The sequence below is a fragment of the Polynucleobacter sp. MWH-Jannik1A5 genome (assembly GCF_018881795.1).
Lineage (GTDB): Bacteria > Pseudomonadota > Gammaproteobacteria > Burkholderiales > Burkholderiaceae > Polynucleobacter.
This window is the reverse complement of sequence record NZ_JACVPQ010000001.1, coordinates 1,766,062-1,785,943: the sequence shown is the minus strand read 5'-3', so window position 1 is coordinate 1,785,943 and position 19,882 is coordinate 1,766,062. Positions and strand designations below refer to the sequence as shown.

Genomic DNA, 19,882 nt, shown 5'->3' with positions numbered 1-19,882 from the left:
GATGTCTGATGCATTAAATCTAGCACCCCCTATACCCGCTCCCCGGGCTGGGCAGCGCTTTACCTTTTCAGGTCTGGTTGGGTCGTCAGATGCCGCTTTAATAGCGCAAACCGCCCTTCGCTACCGCGCCAATTTTTCGGTAATGGTGATTTTTTGTGCGCAAGCTCAGGAGGCCCAACGCCTATTAGAAGAAATCCCCGCATTTGCGCCACAGCTAAAAACCAGGCTTTTGCCGGATTGGGAAATTCTTCCCTACGACCATTTTTCGCCACATCAGGATTTAGTTTCTGAACGGCTTGCCACTCTTTACGAATTGCTCAATGGTAGCTGTGACATTGTTTTGGTGCCTGTTACCACTGCACTCCAAAGACTCGGCCCTCCTAATTTTTTATCGGGCCACACTTTTTTCTTTAGGCAAGGCGACAAGCTCAATGAAGCTGCATTAAAGCTCCAGCTACAACAAGCTGGTTACGATCCTGTCAGCGCAGTAATGCGTCCTGGCGAATACAGTATTCGCGGGGGCTTGTTTGATTTATTTCCGATGGGATCTAATCTACCTTATCGATTGGATTTATTTGGCGATGAAATTGAACAAATCCGTGCATTTGATCCTGACACACAACGCAGCCTCTATCCAGTAAAAGAAATACGATTACTTCCAGGGCATGAGTTTCCATTTGATGATGTCTCGCGTACCGCATTCAGAGGCCGCTGGAGAGAAGTCTTTGAAGGCGATCCAAGTCGCTGCTCTATTTATAAAGACGCCAACCTAGGGATACCCAGCGCCGGCATTGAATCCTACTTGCCGCTCTTTTTCGAAGAGCAATCTAATGTATTTGACTACTTTCCTAGGTCGGGCGATCCTGTTTGGCTGGTCAGTATTGGCGATGTTGAGGAAACGATTAAGGGCTTTTGGAAAGACACGCTTTCTCGTTATGAATTTCTTAAGCACGATTTAGATCGCCCTATTCTTCCACCCAAAGAATTATTTTTAGATGTTGATGAATTTTTCACAACTTCTAAATCATATGCTCGCTTAGCATTTGAAAAAGGTGGCTCTGATAAGAGTGAGTTTTGTGTAGTACCCGATATTGCAGTTCATCGTCGTGACGCCGACCCTATTAGCCGCCTTCGGAAGATCGTTGCCACTGAAAAAGTACGTGTACTGGTTTGTAGCGACAGTGCCGGTCGCAAAGAATCGATTCGACAGCTATTTGAAGAAAGCAATTCAGTTGCTGGCTCAGATGGAAAGCCCCTTTACCCATTAAAGCCAGAAGGCTTTGAAGGCATTGCAGATTTTATTAAGAGCGATTCACTATTTGGTCTAGTAACCGCACCACTCTTTAATGGATTTTCTTGGTCCTCAGAAAATCTTATTGTTGTTACTGAGGCGGAATTATTTACTACTACTGCAAGACAACGTCGCAAAGGAAAAGCGAATGAGAATGCTGATCCTGATATGTTGTTTAAGGACCTATCAGAACTCAAGATTGGCGATCCGGTAGTGCACGCAGAGCATGGCATTGGGCGTTATCAAGGTTTAGTCCTCCTGAATCTTGCGCCACCTAAGGAAGCACCTATTTTCGAAGAGTTCTTGCATTTGCAATATGCAGGTCAAGCCACCTTGTATGTGCCAGTACAGCAACTAGAAATGGTGACTCGCTATGCCGGATCCGATCCTGATTCAGCGCCCTTGCATCAGCTAGGCTCAGGCCAGTGGGATAAGGCCAAGAGAAAAGCTGCTCAGCAAATTCGTGACACAGCTGCTGAGTTGCTCGGTTTATATGCTGCCAGAGCCATTCGCAAGGGTCACGCCTTTGAATTCTCGGCCCATGACTATGCCGCTTTTGCGGAAAGCTTTGGCTTTGAAGAAACCCCCGATCAAGCCAATGCGATTGCAGCGGTAATCGGAGATATGACTAGTGGCACCCCAATGGATCGCTTGGTTTGTGGCGATGTTGGCTTTGGCAAGACGGAAGTAGCCTTGCGCGCTAGTTTTGTTGCGGTAATGGGTGGCAAACAAGTAGCTATTTTGGCGCCAACCACCCTACTTGCTGAGCAACATGTTGCCACATGGAAAGATCGCTTTGCAGATTGGCCGGTACGCATTGTTGAACTCTCCCGCTTTAAAACCACCAAAGAGATTAATGCAGCACTCGAAGCGATCGCCAAGGGTGAGGCGGATATCATTATTGGAACGCACAAACTGCTGTCAAAAGAAACGCAGTTTGCCAATTTAGGATTGGTAATTGTTGATGAGGAGCATCGCTTTGGTGTGCGCCAAAAAGATGCTCTTAAAGCACTTCGAGCTGAGGTTGATATCTTGACGCTAACAGCCACACCTATCCCACGAACATTGGGTATGGCAATGGAAGGTTTAAGAGAATTTTCTATCATCGCTACTGCCCCTCAGAAACGTTTAGCTATTAAGACCTTCGTACGTCGTGAAGGTGATGGCGTTATTCGTGAAGCAGTATTGCGTGAAATCAAACGTGGTGGTCAGGTTTATTTCTTGCACAATGAAGTAGAGACTATTCAGAATCGTAAACATGCATTACAAGAATTGATTCCTGAGGCACGTATTAGCGTGGCTCATGGCCAAATGCATGAGCGCGAACTTGAATCCGTCATGCGTGAGTTTGTAACTCAACGAACCAATATCTTGTTATGCACCACTATCATTGAAACGGGTATTGATGTACCCACAGCCAATACCATCATCATGCACCGTGCAGATAAGTTTGGATTAGCCCAGCTCCACCAGTTGCGTGGTCGCGTGGGCCGCTCCCATCACCAAGCCTATGCCTATTTACTGGTTCCCGATCCTGAGGCGCTGAGTAAACAAGCGCAGCTAAGATTAAATGCTATTCAAGCTATGGAAGAGTTGGGCTCTGGGTTCTATTTGGCGATGCACGATTTAGAAATTCGTGGCGCTGGTGAAGTATTGGGCGATAAACAATCAGGTGAAATTCATGAAATTGGATTTCAGCTCTACACCGAGATGCTGAATCGCGCCGTGAAATCCTTGCGCAGCGGTAAAGAGCCAGATCTTCTCTCGCCACTGCAGGCAACAACCGATGTGAATCTCGGTGTACCCGCCCTACTACCAGAGGATTACTGTCCTGATGTACATGAGCGTCTCTCGCTATATAAACGATTTGCAAGCACCCACGACTTCTCTGAATTAATGGGCTTGCGTGAAGAGTTGGTAGATCGCTTTGGAGATCTGCCCGATCAAGCGAAGTCCTTTTATGAAACTCACCGCCTGCGCCTTGAAATGACTGGCTTTGGTATTAAGAAGATTGATGCAACCCCTGCTTCCATCCAGATTCAATTTATACCGAATCCTCCGATTGACCCAATGAAAATCATTCAACTGATTCAGTCTTCAAAGCACATTCAACTCAATGGGCAGGATAAGCTCAAAGTATTGCCACAGAAAGACCGAGAATTTGAGAAGCTAGAGCAACGCCTGGATGCCATTAGGCAAGTCCTCAGACGCCTGAATGAATCTGCTGTTTTAAGCCCAATGAAGACGGGTCAATAATCCGATTATTATTAAGCCATGAGCAATCAAGTACTTGTAGCGATATCCAGAGACCCCTTATCTGAAAAGCTGATTTTTTCACTAAAAGATCAAGCCTTACAGTATGGTGTCTCGCTGCACTCGATTGGCGGTCAACTTAGTAATGGCACTTATTATTCTGAGCGTTTTGAATCCAGCGCACCTCTTGAGATACCTCAACGTGAACAACTTCGCTCTCTTGCAGGAAGCTTTAATACTGATCTCTGCTTCTTAAAGCCAGATCTTGTTTCGCAAGATATACGTGTTCTTGCCATGGACATGGACTCGACGCTCATTAACATTGAGTGTATTGATGAGATCGCAGATTTCACCGGCAAGAAGTCTGCTGTAGCTGAAATTACCGAAGCCACCATGCGTGGTGAAATTAAAGACTTTCAAGAGAGTCTCAAAAGACGTGTTGCTTTGCTAAAGGGTGTGCACGCCGATGCACTAGAGTCTGTATATCGTGAACGTTTACGCCCTAACCCTGGCGCAGCTGAACTTTTAGCTGGAGCATATGAGCGCGGCATTTATACACTCTTGGTTTCTGGTGGATTTACCTTCTTTACCGAGAAGCTGCGTGAGCAATTAGGCTTTAAACAAACTCAAGCAAATACTCTTGAAATTATTGACGGAAAACTGACTGGCAAGGTGCTTGGCGATATTGTTGATGGTGCAGCTAAAGCAGCCTATCTTGATGCTGCATGCTCCCGCCTTGGTTGCACTAAAGCTAATTCCATCACTATGGGTGACGGAGCGAATGATCTCATCATGATGAATGGCTCAGGTATCAGCGTAGCCTATCAAGCAAAGCCCGTAGTCAAAGAAAAAGCCGACGCGGCTTTTGACCGAGTCGGCTTAGATGCTGCTTTACTACTGATCCCTTAAGATTTACCTAAGCGATCAGAGCAATTCTTTTAGAGGCGCTCAAAAATGGTCGCAATACCTTGACCACCGCCGATACACATCGTCACTAGGGCGTATTTACCTTGAACGCGGTGAAGCTCATGTATTGCCTTAGTGGCAATAGCGGCACCAGAACAACCAATTGGGTGACCTAAGGCAATCGCACCACCATTCACGTTTGTTTTGGCAGGATCTAAACCCAAACCTTTAGTAACTGCTAAGGCTTGTGCTGCAAAAGCTTCGTTAGATTCAATCACATCGATTTGATCTAATTTGAGTCCTGCACGCTCAAGAGCTAACTTAGTCGCAGGAATAGGACCTTCACCCATGATGTGGTTTGGAACACCGGCAACCGCATAAGAAACTAAACGTGCGATAGGCTTATGACCAGCCTTCTTGGCAGTCTCGGCATCAGCCAACACAAAGAATGCTGCACCGTCGTTAATGCCTGAAGCATTACCAGCAGTAACAGACCCACCTTCTTTTTTGAACACTGCCTTCATCTTGCCCAATGTTTCCATTGTGGTATCTGGTTTGCAATGCTCATCGGTATCAAACACGATATCGCCCTTGCGAGTTTTGATAGTAATAGGAACGATTTGAGATTTGAAGCGGCCTTCTTTAATTGCGTTTGCCGCACGGCGATGTGACTCAACTGCCAATGCATCTTGCTCTTCACGAGTAAGCTTCCATTTTTCTACTAGGTTTTCTGCAGTGACACCCATGTGACCAACGCCAAATGGGTCAGTAAGAACAGCAACCATGAGATCAAGCATCTTGGTGTCGCCCATGCGTGCGCCGCTGCGCATCGCAGGTGAACCATACATACCTCGAGACATAACTTCAACACCGCCGCCGACTCCGTAATCACAATCGCCCAACATGATTTGCTGAGCTGTGGTCACAATTGCTTGTAAGCCTGAGCTGCACAAACGATTGAGGGCCATTGCTACAGATTCCATTGGCAAACCAGCCTGAATCGAAGCAACACGTGCAACATAGGCATAGCGGCTATCAGTCGGAATCGTATTCCCAACAGTGACGTAATTAATTAATGCTGGATCTACACCAGAGCGTGCAACCGCCTCTTTCATCACAATGCCGCCGAGCTCTGAAGGCTCAAAGCTGCTGAGGGAACCATTAAAGGTGCCAATTGCGGAACGAACTGCACTTAAGACAACGACATCACGACTCATATCAATCCCCTTTACTAAGCCCAATTATTAGGCTGATACTGCACTCAATAATTACTAAATAAGCAATCCAACTGACAGTTTTATTCGATTCGTCAAGTTTCGGCTATTAGGTCATGCCCTTGGGAGCTAATGACCGTGGCCCGGATGATTTCGCCTGCGCGATAGCGTTTTGAGGGCTTATTAGCAGGCAAAACCCTTACCAAACCATCAATTTCAGGGGCATCGCCAATAGTTCTGCCAATTCCGCCGGATTCATCGACGCGGTCAATAATGACTTGGACGCGTTTGCCTATTTTTTTAGCAAGTCGTTTTACAGAGATTTCCTCTGCTTTTGCCATAAAGCGAGCACGCCGCTCCTCGCGAATTGCATCTGGGACGGGGTTATCCAATTGATTTGCTGTAGCACCCTCTACTGGCGAATAAGCGAAGCAACCCGCTCTGTCAATTTGTGCCTCATCCAAGAAGTTGAGTAAATATTCAAATTCTTCTTCAGTCTCGCCAGGAAAGCCAGCAATGAAAGTGCTTCTAATTACTAAATCAGGACAAGCCTCACGCCATGACAAGATGCGTTCTATATTTTTCTCGCCGCTAGCAGGACGTTTCATGCGCTTCAGCACGTCGGGATGCGCATGCTGCAATGGAATATCTAAGTAAGGCAGAACGCCATAGCCATGTTCTGCAAACTCAGCCATCAACGGTAAAACATCATCAACGTGCGGGTATGGATAAACATAATGCAAGCGAACCCAGGCTTGATGTTCGCGCGCAATTTGATTTAAGGCATTTACCAAATCAAACATCTTGGTTTTAACAGGTTTGCCATCCCAAAAGCCAGTGCGATACTGAATATCTACACCATAGGCACTCGTATCCTGAGAGACAACCAACAGTTCTTTTACGCCCGACTCAAATAAGCGTTTAGCTTCTAGCAATACCTCGCCGATGGGACGTGAAACCAAATCTCCACGCATATTGGGGATGATGCAAAAAGTACAGCGGTGATTACAGCCCTCGCTGATTTTGAGATAAGCATAATGTTTTGGGGTCAGCTTTACACCAGCTGGCGGCACTAAATCAATAAAGGGATCATGCGGCTTGGGAAGATGCAAATGAATGGCTTGCATTACTTCATCAGTAGCGTGTGGCCCTGTAACAGCGAGCACTTTAGGGTGGATACTCTGAATGAGATCAGAGCCATCTGCATTTTTTCGGGCGCCAAGGCAACCAGTCACAATGACTTTGCCGTTTTCAGCTAGCGCTTCGCCAATGGCCGAGAGGCTTTCTTCAACAGCAGAATCAATGAAGCCGCAGGTATTAACAACTACCAAGTCGGCTCCGGAATAATCCTTAGCGGTCTCATAACCCTCAGCACTCAGTTGTGTGAGGATGAGCTCTGAATCAACCAGTGCCTTAGGACACCCTAAGGATACAAATCCAATTTTTCCAGCCACAACTATTCTTTTTCAGTTTTGTTGGGCTGAGGCGTAAAAGGAAAATTTCCAAAAATATTTTGTGAGCCCTGCATCTGTTCTTGCATTTTGATGAAGAGATCTTTGCTCTGTTCCATGTAGTTACCCATCAAGCCTTGCATGAGGGGGTTCTGGAGATTCATCATCTGTGACCAGGCCTCTGGAGTGCTTCCAGCTCCCAAACCTTTAGTTTGATCGCCAAGCTTGTTGTGGATATCTACAAAAGATTGCATGGTTTTCTCAAGGTAGTTACCCATTAAGCCCTGCATGGAGTTTCCATAGAAGCGAATGATTTGAGAAAGCATTTGTGAAGAGAACACTGGTGCGCCACCAGCCTCTTCCTCAAGAATAATTTGCAACAAGATGTTGCGCGTTAAATCTTCCTCTGTTTTGGCGTCAACGACTTTGAAGACTTCACTACCCATAACCAAGTTCTTGATGTCAGACAGCGTGACATAGGTGCTTGTTTGGGTATCGTAGAGACGACGATTTGGGTACTTCTTGATGAGCCGATCTTCTCCAGCTCGTTTAGCACGGGTTACCATTTTTTTCCTTACTCTTTACTGCATCGCAACATCAGCGTAGTTTATCCCTAGTTTGACTAAAAGGTAAATACGCTGTGTTGCGTACTGCGCATACTCCTATAATTGCTGCAGTGCAATATTAGCCAGTATGAATACCACCATTCAATGAGAAGTCTGCGCCAGTAGCGTAGCCACCATCTTCTGATGCAATCCAGCAGCAAATAGAGGCGATTTCATCTGGAGTGCCTAAACGCTTCACTGGAATACCAGAAACAATCTTCTCCAAAACATCTTCACGGATTGCTTTAACCATATCGGTTCCAATGTAACCAGGAGATACGGTATTTACAGTAACACCCTTGGTAGCTACTTCTTGCGCTAAAGCCATCGTAAAGCCGTGCAAACCTGCTTTAGCAGTGGAATAGTTACATTGACCAAATTGGCCTTTTTGACCGTTTACAGAAGAAATATTGATAATGCGGCCCCAGTTGTTATCAACCATGCCATCAATCACTTGCTTGGTGACGTTAAATAAGGAGTTGAGGTTGGTATCAATTACTGCCTTCCATGCATCTGGAGTCATCTTGCGGAATACGCTATCACGTGTAATACCTGCGTTATTTACCAAAACATCTACGCGCCCTACTTCAGCCTTGACCTTTTCAAAGGCGGCAACAGTACTATCCCAGTCAGAAACGTTACCTTCTGAAGCGATGAAATCGTAGCCGAGCGCTTTTTGCTCACCGATCCAGCGGTCTTTACGTGGAGAATTTGGTCCGCAGCCTGCAATTACTTTGAAGCCATCTTTAGCAAGACGTTGACAAATAGCGGTACCAATACCACCCATACCACCAGTTACATATGCGACTTTTTGAGACATTACTTTCCCCTTTTAAAAACCTTCGTTAATTATTGATTGATCTCTGGTGTTGCTTTTTCTTTGACGTACACACCAGGCGCTGCTTCCATTTTTTTGTACTTGGCGTTGCCAAAAGTTGTGCTTGCTGGCTTTTGCTCACCACCAAATTGTTCGAGCCATTTGGTGTAGTCGGGCCACCAGCTACCAGGAATTTGTTTTGCACCCTCTAGCCATTCGTTAGCCGTTGCCGCAATCTTGTTATTTTCAAAGTAGTAACGTTTATTTTTAGCGGGCGGATTAATCACGCCGGCAATGTGGCCTGAAGCACCCAATACAAAACGATTCTTACCCTTTAGGATATGGGTTGATTCATAAGCAGACTGCCAAGGAACAATGTGATCTTCTTGTGACGCATACAAATAGGCTGGGCATTTGATTTTGCCTAGATCAATTTTTTCGCCGCAAATTTTGAGCTTGCCTGGTTTAACTAAATCATTTTGCAAATAGGTATGACGTAAGTACCAGCAGTACATGGCACCAGGTAAATTGGTTGAATCACCATTCCAATACAGCAAATCAAACGGGGGCGGTGAATTGCCTTTTAGATAATTTTCTACAACGTAATTCCAAACTAAATCATTCGGGCGCAAGAAAGAGAATGTATTGCCCAAATCTAAGCCCGACATCATGCCAAACTTGCCGCCCTTACCACCAATGGTGTTCTCGCGCATCTCAACCATACCCTCGTCAATAAAGACGTCCAGAATGCCGGTATTGGTGAAATCCAATAAGGTGGTGAATAGCGTTAAGCTTGCGGCCGGATGTTCATCACGCGCCGCCAACACAGCCAACGCAGAGGTAGTTAAGGTGCCGCCGACGCAGAATCCTAAAATATTAATTTGCTTGGTATCGCCGATTTCTTTGACTACATCAATTGCCTTGATTACGCCCTTACCAACGTAGTCATCCCAGCTCACCTCAGCCATAGCAGCATTTGGATTCTTCCAAGATACTAAGAACACGGTATGGCCCTGGCTCACCATATGACGAACGACAGAGTTATCTGGCTGCAAATCCAGAATGTAATATTTATTGATGCATGGGGGCACCATCAAATAAGGTCGCTCAAATACTTTTTCAGTCAGCGGTGTGTATTGAATTAATTCAAAGAGCTCATTACGAAAAACCACATGTCCTTCAGTAGTGGCAATATTCTTTCCCACCTCAAAGGCAGACTCATCCGTTTGAGAGACCTTACCTTTTTTCATATCCCCCAATAAGTTCACAATTCCCTTTTGAATGGACTGACCTTGGGAGCTGATGATGCTCTCTAATACTTCTGGATTAGTGGCAATAAAGTTCGATGGAGAAAGTGCATCAATCATCTGCTCTGTTGTGAACAAAATCTTCTGCTTAGACTTTTCGTCTGTTTCTACTGCTTTGGCTAATGCCATGAGGTGCTTGGAATTCAGCAAATAAGTTGCCGCAATCACTTTGCTCCATGAGGAGTGCCAGGCTTTACCAGCAAAACGACGATCTTTAACTTCAATCGCTTCAGGATTGGTTGCAATGTGCGCTAGCTCAGTGAAATATTCTTTTTGAATTTCAGATAAACGCTCTGGCGGAATTAACGCCATATGATGCGGCGCCAAAGATGGCGTTGCACCGGTATTCATGCCTGCAAACATAGTAGTCTCTTCAATTAATTAGAGACATTCTCCGCCCTTAAGGGCTATTGAGTTATACGCAATAACCCTAGCCTAAGAGCTAAGCTAGTAGTTACCCTCATAAAATGAAGCACTCAAGATTTAGCAATCCAGATAGCAGAAGCAAATCTACCAGTTATGCCATCGCGTCGATATGAGAAAAACTGCTTACTGTCTTTTACAGTGCAATATTCACCGCCAAATATTGATTTAATGCCACATGCCTCTAGTCGATCTTTAGCCAAACGATAAATATCAGCCAAGAACTTTCCAGATTTGCCAGGAATAGGCTTGAACGCATCCTCTGAAAAAGGTAAGCCTGAATCTCTAAAAGCATTCACTACATCCTCACCCACTTCAAATGAGTTCGGTCCAATGGCAGGACCCAGCCACACCAATAGATCAGACGCTGTAGATTCTTTGGATAAACGCAGCATTTCAGCGACGGTATTTTCCAAAACTCCAGCACAAAGCCCTCTCCATCCTGCATGTGCTGCACCAACGACAGTTCCCATTGAATTAGTAAATAAAGTCGGCAAACAATCCGCTGTCATGATGACTAAGACTTCGCTCGCTATATTGGTGACTGAGGCATCCGCTTCAATCACAGCACCATTGATTGCTTTACGAGTTTCAGGGGTGCTCACTACAACACTATGAGTCTGTTTTAGCCATAAAGGATTGTTAGGTAATGCTTGAGCGAGGATTGCTCTGTTAGCTAGCACATCTTCAATGTCATCTCCAACATGATCACCTAGGTTTAGAGAATCATAGGGAGATTTGCTCGCCCCACCTGAGCGCGTACTCAGTAGTGCATGAATATTAGGTGGGCTGGGCCACTGAGGCTGTATCAAACTCATGTTTGAGATTCATTTTGAATTGAAGCCAAAACGACTGCTTCTTTAGGTAGCACCTCTTCAGTCATGCCCAATTGCGGCAGTAGGTCCAATATGTCCTGTGGCGGGAGGCGGAACCAAGTCATGGTTTCATTTTTTACTGGGTGCAGAAGGCTAAGTGCAAATGCATGTAAGGCCTGACGATTAAAAGTAAGATTTTTAGAGGCACCAGGTGTCTTTTTGCGATACACAGGATCGCCAACCAATGGAAAGCCCAATGATTCCAGGTGGACTCGAATTTGATGGGTGCGCCCAGTTTCAAGCCTGCATTCCAAAAGAGTTACAGCAGATTCTTGAACAAGACCTTTGGCTAAACGTCGAAATAAGGTAGCCGCAGGCTTGCCTTGGGGGCTACCAGCAGCCATTTTGAGGCGATCACGCTGATCTCGACCCACTGAAGCTAGTACCTTGCCTTGGCTTGGAGCCTCACCCCAGACCCAAGCTAGGTAGCGACGCCCAACCGTTCTATCCTGTAATTGGCGCACCAAGGATGTCTGCGCATGAGCGGTTCTAGCCACCACCATAAGGCCAGAGGTATCTTTGTCTAAACGATGAACAATGCCTGCCCTGGGGAGCATTTTTAGCTCCGGATACCGAAACAGAAGCCCATTGAGAAGTGTGCCCGACCAATTGCCAGCTGCTGGGTGCACCACCAAGCCAGGAGGCTTATTAATGACAATCACATCCTCATCCTCATAAACCACATCCAGGGGAATCTCTTCGGGACTAAAGGCAAATTGCTCGGGCATTTCTTGAGGAAATACCTTAATACTCTCTCCCCCTCGCAGAAGATAGCGGGCTTTGGTGACCTTTCCGTCAACCATTACCGCCCCAGCCTCTACCCAAGCCTTTAAACGATTGCGGGAATAATCAGGCAAAGACCCTGCTAGCACCTTGTCCAAGCGCTCGCCAGCCATCTCCAAGGGTATTTCTAGGGAGATGAAATCCTCATCATCGATATAATCAATGGGATTCGAATCAGGAGTTTGCGGCAATGCCACGCTTAGAGAGCCTTTCAGTTATGTCCGACGTAATATCAGACGCCAGTTTAAGGCTTGCCGGGAATTCTTCCGCACAAAATAAGGCTCGCAATTTAAATAGCCTGCCTATTGCACTACTGTTAGCACTGCTTTTTGCCCTGACGCTATTAAGTGGGTGTGCAGGCAGTGATGGCAGCAAAGACGATACCGATATCTGGTCAGAAGCCAAACTCTATTCAGAAGCAACGGAAAAACTCAATGATGCCGACTTTGCTAAGTGCGGCAAGTACTTCGAGAAACTGGAAGCTCGCTTTCCTTTTGGTCCGTATTCTCAGCAAGCTCAAATTAATGCCGCTTATTGTTATTGGAAGGCTCAAGAGCAAACTCAAGCACTCATTGCAATCGACCGTTTTATTAAGTTACACCAAGGCAGCCCAAACCTGGATTACGCATACTACCTAAAAGGGCTCATTACTTTTAACGATGATTTAGGTTGGCTCGGTAAATTTACTGGTCAAGATCTCAGTGAGCGTGATCCTAAAGCAGCAAGGGAAGCCTTTGAATCTTTTAAGGTGGTTGTTGAGCGTTTCCCAAACAGTAAATATGCGCCCGATGCCTTAGATCGTATGCGCTATATCGTGAACTCATTAGCAGAGGCGGATGTCATCGTAGCGCGCTTTTATTATCAGCGCGGCGCCTATTTGGCTTCGGCAAATCGTGCTCAGCTAGTTATTCGCGATTACGACCGCGCGCCTGCGGTTGAAGAGGCTTTATATCTTCTCACCAAGTCTTATGAAAAGCTTGGCATGACTCAATTGAGTAACGATTCTGCCCGTGTTTTTAAATTGAACTTTCCAGATAGCGACATGCTAGAAACTGGTCAACGCGTTAAAAAACAACGTCAATGGTGGCAGTTCTGGAATAAATAAACACCATGTACTCATTAAAAATCCTCCAGCACGGAGGATTTTTTATTTGATAGCTACTGGCACTCTAGGTGCTACTGCGCAAAGCAATTCATAACCTATCGTGTCGCTCATCTGCGCAACATCATCTACTGCGACCTTATCGCCCCAGAGTTGAACAGCAGCTCCTACCTTTGCATTGGGAGCATTACGTAAATCCACCGCCAACATATCCATAGAGACTCTTCCTACCAAAGGACATATGGCGCCTGTATCACCATCAGCAACCCAAACCGGAGTGCCATCTTTAGCGTGACGCGGATATCCATCCGCATAACCACAAGCAACAATACCAATGCGCATCGATTCCGATGCTTGATATCGACCACCGTAGCCAATACGATCACCTTTTTGTAAATCCTGTGTATCAATAATTTCACTATGCAGCTGCATTACCGGTTGAAGATTGGCGTGCTCGATATCAGCATGAAGGCCTGTTGGTGATGCGCCATAAAGCATGATGCCGGGTCGTACCCAATCTCCCAATGCATTGCGATGCCACAATATAGCGGCTGAATTTGCTAATGAGGTCGGAGCATCTAAGCCCTCAATGGTTTGATTAAATAGCTCTTGTTGAGAGCCAACCGAAGGTAATCGATCTACTTGATCCGCATTAGCAAAATGGGTCATGTGATGCATGTGATAGCCAGCAGCGTGCAAACGATGAAAAGCAATCCGATACGCATCTGGCTTTAAACCCAGTCGATTCATGCCGGAATTCATCTTCAGAAAGACATTGAATGGTTTATGGTTTTTGCCTTTAAATCGCTCAAGCCAGCCCACCTGATCTTCACAGTGAACCACCAAATCGCACGCCAACTCTTCAGCAAGAGTTAGTTCATTTTCATGAAAAAAGCCCTCTAAAAGCAGGATTCGACCCTTCCAGCCATGATCACGTAACCATGCCGCATCTTGGATATCTAACAAGGCAAATCCGTCGGTAGATGCCAAACCTTTGAGGGCCGCATCAAAACAATGGCCATAGGCTCTAGCCTTAATGACAGACCATATTTTGGACTCCGGCGCCAATTCCCGAACTCGGTTTAAATTATGTTGAAAGGCGGCTGTATGAATAGATGCCAAAATTGGTCTATTAATCAGGCCGTTAGCTGAATCACCCATAATCACCCCTCCTTTCATGTTTTAATTGTAGTAATGACTAGATTGTACGAATGAACCGTAGCTTTTACATCATTATGGCGGCGCAATTTTTTTCGTCGCTTGCTGATAATGCTCTCCTGATAGCGGCAATTGCCCTCCTGGCCCAGCTTCACGCTCCGGCCTGGATGACCCCTTTGCTGAAATTATTCTTCGTATTGTCCTACGTAATACTGGCAGCCTTTGTTGGAGCTTTTGCTGATTCCCGCCCCAAGGGTAATGTCATGTTCATCACAAATACGATTAAGTTCGTTGGTTGCGTGGCGATGCTTTTCGGAAGCCACCCTTTATTGTCTTATGCGATCGTCGGTTTAGGTGCAGCCGCATACTCTCCTGCGAAATACGGAATCCTAACTGAACTGTTGCCCCCTGAAAAATTAGTTGCTGCCAATGGTTGGATTGAAGGCCTCACCGTGGGTTCCATTATTTTGGGCACCGTTTTAGGCGGCGTACTCATTAGTAGTACTGTTTCGCAAAGTCTGCTGGCATTAGATATGCCGACTTTTGACACCGGCATTGATACCCCGGCTGAGTCGGCAATTATGATCATCATGATGATTTATGTCGTTGCTGCAATCATTAATCTGAAAATTCCAGATACTGGCGCACGTTACGTTTCCCAGAAAACCAATCCTATTGAATTGGTTAAAGATTTTGCCATTTGCTTCAAAACCCTTTGGAATGATCGCTTAGGTCAAATCTCTCTAGCAGTTACCACTCTATTCTGGGGCGCCGGCGCCACCTTGCAATTTATTGTGATTAAGTGGGCTCAAGTTGCCCTTCACATGAATCTTTCTCAAGGCGCAATTTTGCAAGCCATTTCTGCAGTAGGTGTAGCTGGTGGTGCCGTATATGCCGCTTGGCGTATACCTCTGCGCAAATCCTTGAATGTACTACCCTACGGAATTGCCATGGGTCTAGTGGTCTGCGTGATGGCCGTGTATAACTCAGACCTGCTACCAAATACCAGCGTGTTTAGCTTTGGAAAGTTTGACGTTACCCTGAACTTATTGCCAGCTTACTTCTTATTAATTTTGGTTGGTTGGCTGGCAGGGTACTTTGTAGTTCCGATGAATGCCCTCTTGCAACATCGCGGGCACGTTCTCATGTCTGCGGGACACTCTATTGCCGTGCAAAACTTTAATGAAAATATTTCAGTATTGATGATGCTATTAATCTACTCATTGCTGATTTGGTTGGATGTACCCATTCAAATTGTGATCATTGGATTTGGTGTGGCCGTCAGCCTGATTATGTGGTTAGTCATTAAACGTCACGCAAGAAACCAGGCGGAATATGACTCAATGCATCTGATCGGCGAACACAAGCACTAAGCTGATCAGCTGTTTTGCAGTACCGATCTCGCCATCAACAAATCCTGCCAAAGTAAAGCCTTCTCTTTGGGCTTGGTCAGCACTTGATTTAACTCAAAAGAAGCAATCACCGGAATCTCTTCGTCATTGCCTGTGTTTAAGGCAAGGATCGTCTCACGCAACTGCGGCAAAGGATCTCTCTCGCCTGTAATTTTTTGCGCCACTGGCCCGCCAAAGGCAAGTGCCACTACTGGGAGCCCAGGATTTTCAAGCTGGCCTAGATTTGTTGATGGACTCTTCCATGACCACTCATTTGTAGCCAAACCCAGCACACGAATGAGATTTTGAAACAAAATCTGGGCATCACCTTGTGGCTCATTACCAAAAAACCACCAGATGCCATTACTTGCTCTTGGTGATGCTTGCTTCTCTTGAGTATTGGGTTCAGAACTGACTGCGGCAGACACTTCAGCTTGAGCTGAAATCGCATCCCGAGAAGTCCACTCGGTGATCCCCATTTCTTTCAAAAAGCTTGAATGTGTATTGCTCATACCTCTAGCTTAATCGATTTGGCTAATACAAGCGCATCCTCGCGGCCACCCGTCTCAGGACTTGCGGGGTAGTAGTTCTTACGTACGCCAATTTGCTCGTAACCCAACTTTTGGTAAAGCGCTATAGCAGCTGAATTGGTTGGTCTTACTTCTAGGATGATGCGTGGCATTTTTTGCTGGAAAGCCACACCCTCAATGGCTGCCATCATTCTTTGCCCAAGTCCCAACTTGCGCAAATGAGGCGAAACGGTGATATTGAGGAGATGCAATTCATCAACAGCGGGAAATAGGATGCAATATGCCCAAAGAATTGCTGGATCTAAATAGGAACCCTTCACTACTTGATCTGCTTGAGGTCGTATGCAATATGCCCAGTGACCAGCTGCCAATGAATCTGAAAAGTTACCCTTAGTCCAAGGATGTACATGAGAAACAGATTCAATTTTGAGGACTTCATCTAAATCTGCCTGCTGCATTGGCAAGAAAGAAAGTTCTGCAGCGCTTTCTGCTGAGTGATCTGACATTACTGCTTGCCCTCTGCACGCTCGGCAGTAGTAAAAGCGACTTTATTGCGAACGTACATGGGTTCAAGCTGCCGTACTTCGCAATGCACTCCATCAAGTAGAGATTGCTGCGCACATTTCAAAATTCCTAATGCGGAAATAGAGACATCTGGATCGATTGGGCCTGCGAATTGCGGTAAGCGTTGGCTATAGGCATTTAAAGCGCTACCAGCAAGTAATTGCACGTCTTCTAAATTGAGATCTTCTGGCTTGGTCAGGTGAATATCACCAATGCGATTTGGCAAGCGCTTCTCTTGAATACCGTAAGAAGCCCAATAGACCTCTTCCATCCGGGCATCAATTGCAATCATCAATCGCTGAGGATGAGAGGATTTAAATACTGCTGAATCTAAAAGTTGCGCGGCGATGGCATCAAGGCTGCATACCGGCACTACAGGTATGTTTTGCGATACAGCCAAGCCTTGTACTGCAGCCACACCTAAACGAACACCAGTAAACGCACCAGGACCGACACCTACGGCAATCGCATCAAGGTCTTTCAGGGAAGCTTTTGCATCACTTAAGAGCGACTCAATCCATGGCAATAACAATTGACTAGCGCCGGCTGTGACGGCTTCATGCCTGAATTGCACTGCCTGACCCTCTAACGATAAAGCCACCGAACACCAAGCTGAGGAGGTGTCGATGGCCAATATATTTGCCAATTTAAGTCCTGTTAATTTACTTACAAAATCAAATTATCTACTTAATTCGGCAATCACTTCGGGAGGGGCTTGAACCAGCTCAATAAGCACGCCTTCGCCACTAATTGGAAACTCGTCATTTCCTTTTGGGTGTACGAAAGTGATGTCATAGCCAGCCGCACCCTTGCGGATTCCACCAGGCGCAAAACGCAAGCCATTGGCAGACAGCCATTCAACCGCCTTAGGTAGGTCATCTACCCATAAACCAATGTGATTCAACGGGGTTTGATGTACCGCTGGCTTCTTTTCAATATCAAATGGCTGCATCAGATCCACTTCAATCTCATGGGCACCCTTACCGATTGCACAGATATCTTCATCCACGTTTTCACGCTCAGAGACAAAAGTGCTCTTGTATTCAAAGCCCAGCATATCAACCCATAATTTCTTGAGTCGATCTTTGTTCTCACCACCAATAGCAATTTGCTGAATGCCTAAAATTTTGAATGGCTTAGCGCTCATAGTCATCAACCTTTTTATTCGAAGCGAATGATTAACTGATCAACCGCTAAGCTATCGCCCTCTTTTGCGCAAATTTCAGCAACCACACCATCTTGTACGGCTGATAGTGTATTTTCCATTTTCATTGCTTCAATAGAGGCCAACTTCTGACCGGCAGTGACAGCTTCGCCAACTTTGACAGCAATTTTCGTTAGCAAACCTGGCATTGGAGACATCACCAATTTGGAAGTATCTGGTGGCAACTTCACTGGCATGCGACGCTGGAGCTCGGCACCTAATAGGCTTAGCACCATGCACTCGTAATGAACACCATCAAGAATCAATACATAGCGCACACCACGGCGCTCAACCTGTGCAGTAATCTTGTGAGTGCCATTAATGGTGGCGTTCAGGCAAATTTGTCCAGGACGCCAATCGCTCACGATGTCATAGCGGCTTACACCGTCTACCTCATCGATATAAACGGAATAAACCCCATCTTTAAGCTCAACACGAATTGGTACCTCATGCGGGTCATTCATGGAACCCGATTTTTTGCCGGTGACCACCACAAACTTCTTGCCAATGATCATTTCATGGCCAGCTAACTGACCATCAATCATTTGAATATGCTCAAGATAGCGGTAGCGCATAAATGCAGCTAGTGCAGCCAAGCGCTTAGCATCCACAGGCTGAACAGAATCCTTTTTAAAGCCCTCTGGATACTCTTCTGCAATAAAGCCAGTCGTAAAGTCGCCATTTACAAAGCGCGGATGTTGAAGCAATGCAGCCTGAAATGGAATATTGGAGTGAATTCCGCGAATCACGAAATCATTTAATGCGGCGCGCATCTTCTCAATGGCTTCTGTGCGATCCTTACCATGCACAATTAACTTTGCAATCATAGAGTCGTAGTACATCGGGATCTCACCGCCTTCATAGACCCCGGTATCTACACGCACACCATTCACTGACTCTGGTGGACGGTATTTAACCAGGCGGCCTGTAGAAGGCAGGAAGTTGCGGAATGGATCGTCGGCATTAATACGGCACTCCATGGACCAGCCATCGAGCTTCACGTCTTCTTGCTTAAATGAAAGCTTCTCTCCTGCAGCAACCCGAATCATTTGCTCAACCAAGTCAAGACCAGTAATGCTTTCAGTAACTGGATGCTCAACTTGCAGGCGAGTATTCATTTCGAGGAAGTAAAAAGACTTATCTTTACCAACTACGAATTCAACAGTACCCGCTGATTGGTAGTTAACTGCTTTAGCTAACGCAACCGCTTGCTCACCCATAGCCTTACGTGTGGCTGGATCAATAAAAGGTGATGGCGCCTCTTCGATTACCTTTTGATGACGACGTTGAATCGAGCAATCACGCTCGTTAAGGTAAACCACATTGCCATGAGAATCACCCAAAACCTGAATCTCAATATGACGTGGGCCTTCTACAAACTTCTCAATAAAGATACGGTCATCACCAAAGCTATTCATTGCCTCGGTTTTACAGGCTGCAAAACCTTCAGCAGCTTCTTTGTCATTAAAGGCAACGCGCAGACCTTTACCGCCACCGCCTGCTGAGGCCTTAATCATGACGGGATAACCGATACCTTGAGCAATCTTGACTGCCTCTTCATTGGTATCAATTGCTTCGTTGTAACCAGGAATGGTATTGACCTTGGCTTCTAGCGCAAGCTTCTTAGAGGCAATCTTGTCACCCATTGCAGCAATAGATTGATACTTGGGACCGATAAAGACAATACCTTCTTCCTCACAACGCTTTGCAAACTGCTCGTTCTCGGATAAGAAGCCATAACCAGGATGCACCGCCTCAGCGCCAGTATCTTTGCAAGCCTGAATAATTCTGTCCATTACCAAGTAGGATTCACGAGAAGGTGCCGGCCCAATACATACTGCCTCATCAGCCAACTGAACGTGACGTGCCTCTTTATCCGCCTCTGAATAAACAGCAACAGTCTTGATGCCCATCTTTTTAGCGGTAGCCATAACACGGCAAGCAATCTCACCGCGGTTAGCAATCAATATTTTCTTAAACATTTTCGTAGTCATAATTTGTCAGCGCC

17 protein-coding genes are annotated in these 19,882 nt (G+C 45.9%); 4 read left to right on the top strand and 13 right to left on the bottom strand.

Annotation, left to right across the window (positions count from 1 at the left end; genetic code table 11):
* Window position 1: 1 nt before the first annotated feature.
* Entirely contained in the window at window positions 2-3,547 is a 3,546-nt protein-coding gene (gene mfd, locus ICN23_RS09020; protein ID WP_216231805.1) for a transcription-repair coupling factor, read from the top strand.
* A gap of 18 nt (window positions 3,548-3,565) precedes the next feature.
* Window positions 3,566-4,453, top strand: coding sequence for a phosphoserine phosphatase SerB (gene serB, locus ICN23_RS09015; RefSeq protein ID WP_216231804.1), 888 nt, complete (start codon window positions 3,566-3,568; stop codon window positions 4,451-4,453).
* Window positions 4,454-4,482: 29 nt separating this feature from the next.
* On the opposite strand, the gene ICN23_RS09010 is transcribed toward serB, so the two are convergent.
* The 7 genes from ICN23_RS09010 to ICN23_RS08980 form a co-directional block, all read right to left on the bottom strand.
* On the bottom strand, window positions 4,483-5,667 hold the full coding sequence (locus tag ICN23_RS09010; protein WP_216231803.1) for an acetyl-CoA C-acyltransferase family protein: 1,185 nt from the start codon (window positions 5,665-5,667) through the stop codon (window positions 4,483-4,485).
* Window positions 5,668-5,759: 92 nt separating this feature from the next.
* Window positions 5,760-7,118 carry a 30S ribosomal protein S12 methylthiotransferase RimO gene (gene rimO, locus ICN23_RS09005; RefSeq protein WP_216231802.1) on the bottom strand — a complete coding sequence of 453 codons (1,359 nt, stop codon included), beginning with the start codon at window positions 7,116-7,118 and terminating at the stop codon, window positions 5,760-5,762.
* A gap of 2 nt (window positions 7,119-7,120) precedes the next feature.
* Window positions 7,121-7,681 (bottom strand): polyhydroxyalkanoate synthesis repressor PhaR, encoded by a 561-nt coding sequence (gene phaR / locus ICN23_RS09000; RefSeq protein WP_216231801.1) that lies wholly within the window; start codon window positions 7,679-7,681, stop codon window positions 7,121-7,123.
* Between the two features lie 118 nt (window positions 7,682-7,799).
* Window positions 7,800-8,540, bottom strand: coding sequence for a 3-ketoacyl-ACP reductase (locus ICN23_RS08995; protein ID WP_071465748.1), 741 nt, complete (start codon window positions 8,538-8,540; stop codon window positions 7,800-7,802).
* Between the two features lie 29 nt (window positions 8,541-8,569).
* Window positions 8,570-10,207, bottom strand: coding sequence for a class I poly(R)-hydroxyalkanoic acid synthase (gene phaC / locus ICN23_RS08990; RefSeq protein ID WP_216231800.1), 1,638 nt, complete (start codon window positions 10,205-10,207; stop codon window positions 8,570-8,572).
* A gap of 113 nt (window positions 10,208-10,320) precedes the next feature.
* The gene (pgeF, locus tag ICN23_RS08985) at window positions 10,321-11,085 is read right to left on the bottom strand and encodes a peptidoglycan editing factor PgeF (protein ID WP_216231799.1); all 765 of its coding nucleotides are present in this window, start codon (window positions 11,083-11,085) and stop codon (window positions 10,321-10,323) included.
* Entirely contained in the window at window positions 11,082-12,122 is a 1,041-nt protein-coding gene (locus ICN23_RS08980) for an RluA family pseudouridine synthase (RefSeq protein ID WP_216231798.1), read from the bottom strand. Before ICN23_RS08980 ends, pgeF begins: the two co-directional genes overlap by 4 nt.
* Window positions 12,123-12,142: 20 nt before the next feature.
* On the opposite strand from ICN23_RS08980, the gene ICN23_RS08975 reads away from it, so the two are divergent.
* On the top strand, window positions 12,143-13,030 hold the full coding sequence (locus ICN23_RS08975) for an outer membrane protein assembly factor BamD (protein WP_216231797.1): 888 nt from the start codon (window positions 12,143-12,145) through the stop codon (window positions 13,028-13,030).
* 42 nt (window positions 13,031-13,072) lie between these two features.
* Here ICN23_RS08975 and alr read toward each other — a convergent pair whose 3' ends face one another.
* Window positions 13,073-14,164 (bottom strand): alanine racemase, encoded by a 1,092-nt coding sequence (gene alr, locus ICN23_RS08970; RefSeq protein ID WP_216231989.1) that lies wholly within the window; start codon window positions 14,162-14,164, stop codon window positions 13,073-13,075.
* 74 nt (window positions 14,165-14,238) lie between these two features.
* Between alr and lplT the strand changes: the two genes are divergently transcribed.
* Entirely contained in the window at window positions 14,239-15,558 is a 1,320-nt protein-coding gene (gene lplT, locus ICN23_RS08965; RefSeq protein ID WP_216231796.1) for a lysophospholipid transporter LplT, read from the top strand.
* A gap of 5 nt (window positions 15,559-15,563) precedes the next feature.
* Here the strand turns inward: lplT and ICN23_RS08960 are convergent, their stop codons facing one another.
* From ICN23_RS08960 to accC, 5 genes are read right to left on the bottom strand one after another with little or no spacing between them, the layout of a single operon-like run.
* Entirely contained in the window at window positions 15,564-16,088 is a 525-nt protein-coding gene (locus ICN23_RS08960; RefSeq protein WP_216231795.1) for a hypothetical protein, read from the bottom strand.
* Window positions 16,085-16,612: a ribosomal protein S18-alanine N-acetyltransferase gene (rimI, locus tag ICN23_RS08955; RefSeq protein ID WP_216231794.1), complete on the bottom strand. Its 528-nt coding sequence runs from the start codon at window positions 16,610-16,612 to the stop codon at window positions 16,085-16,087. Before rimI ends, ICN23_RS08960 begins: the two co-directional genes overlap by 4 nt.
* The gene (gene tsaB / locus ICN23_RS08950) at window positions 16,612-17,316 is read right to left on the bottom strand and encodes a tRNA (adenosine(37)-N6)-threonylcarbamoyltransferase complex dimerization subunit type 1 TsaB (protein WP_216231793.1); all 705 of its coding nucleotides are present in this window, start codon (window positions 17,314-17,316) and stop codon (window positions 16,612-16,614) included. The genes rimI and tsaB overlap by 1 nt, the downstream gene beginning before the upstream one ends.
* 33 nt (window positions 17,317-17,349) lie before the next feature.
* Window positions 17,350-17,817: a VOC family protein gene (locus tag ICN23_RS08945; RefSeq protein WP_216231792.1), complete on the bottom strand. Its 468-nt coding sequence runs from the start codon at window positions 17,815-17,817 to the stop codon at window positions 17,350-17,352.
* A 14-nt stretch (window positions 17,818-17,831) separates the two neighbouring features.
* On the bottom strand, window positions 17,832-19,856 hold the full coding sequence (gene accC / locus ICN23_RS08940; RefSeq protein WP_216231988.1) for an acetyl-CoA carboxylase biotin carboxylase subunit: 2,025 nt from the start codon (window positions 19,854-19,856) through the stop codon (window positions 17,832-17,834).
* Window positions 19,857-19,882 lie beyond the last annotated feature (26 nt).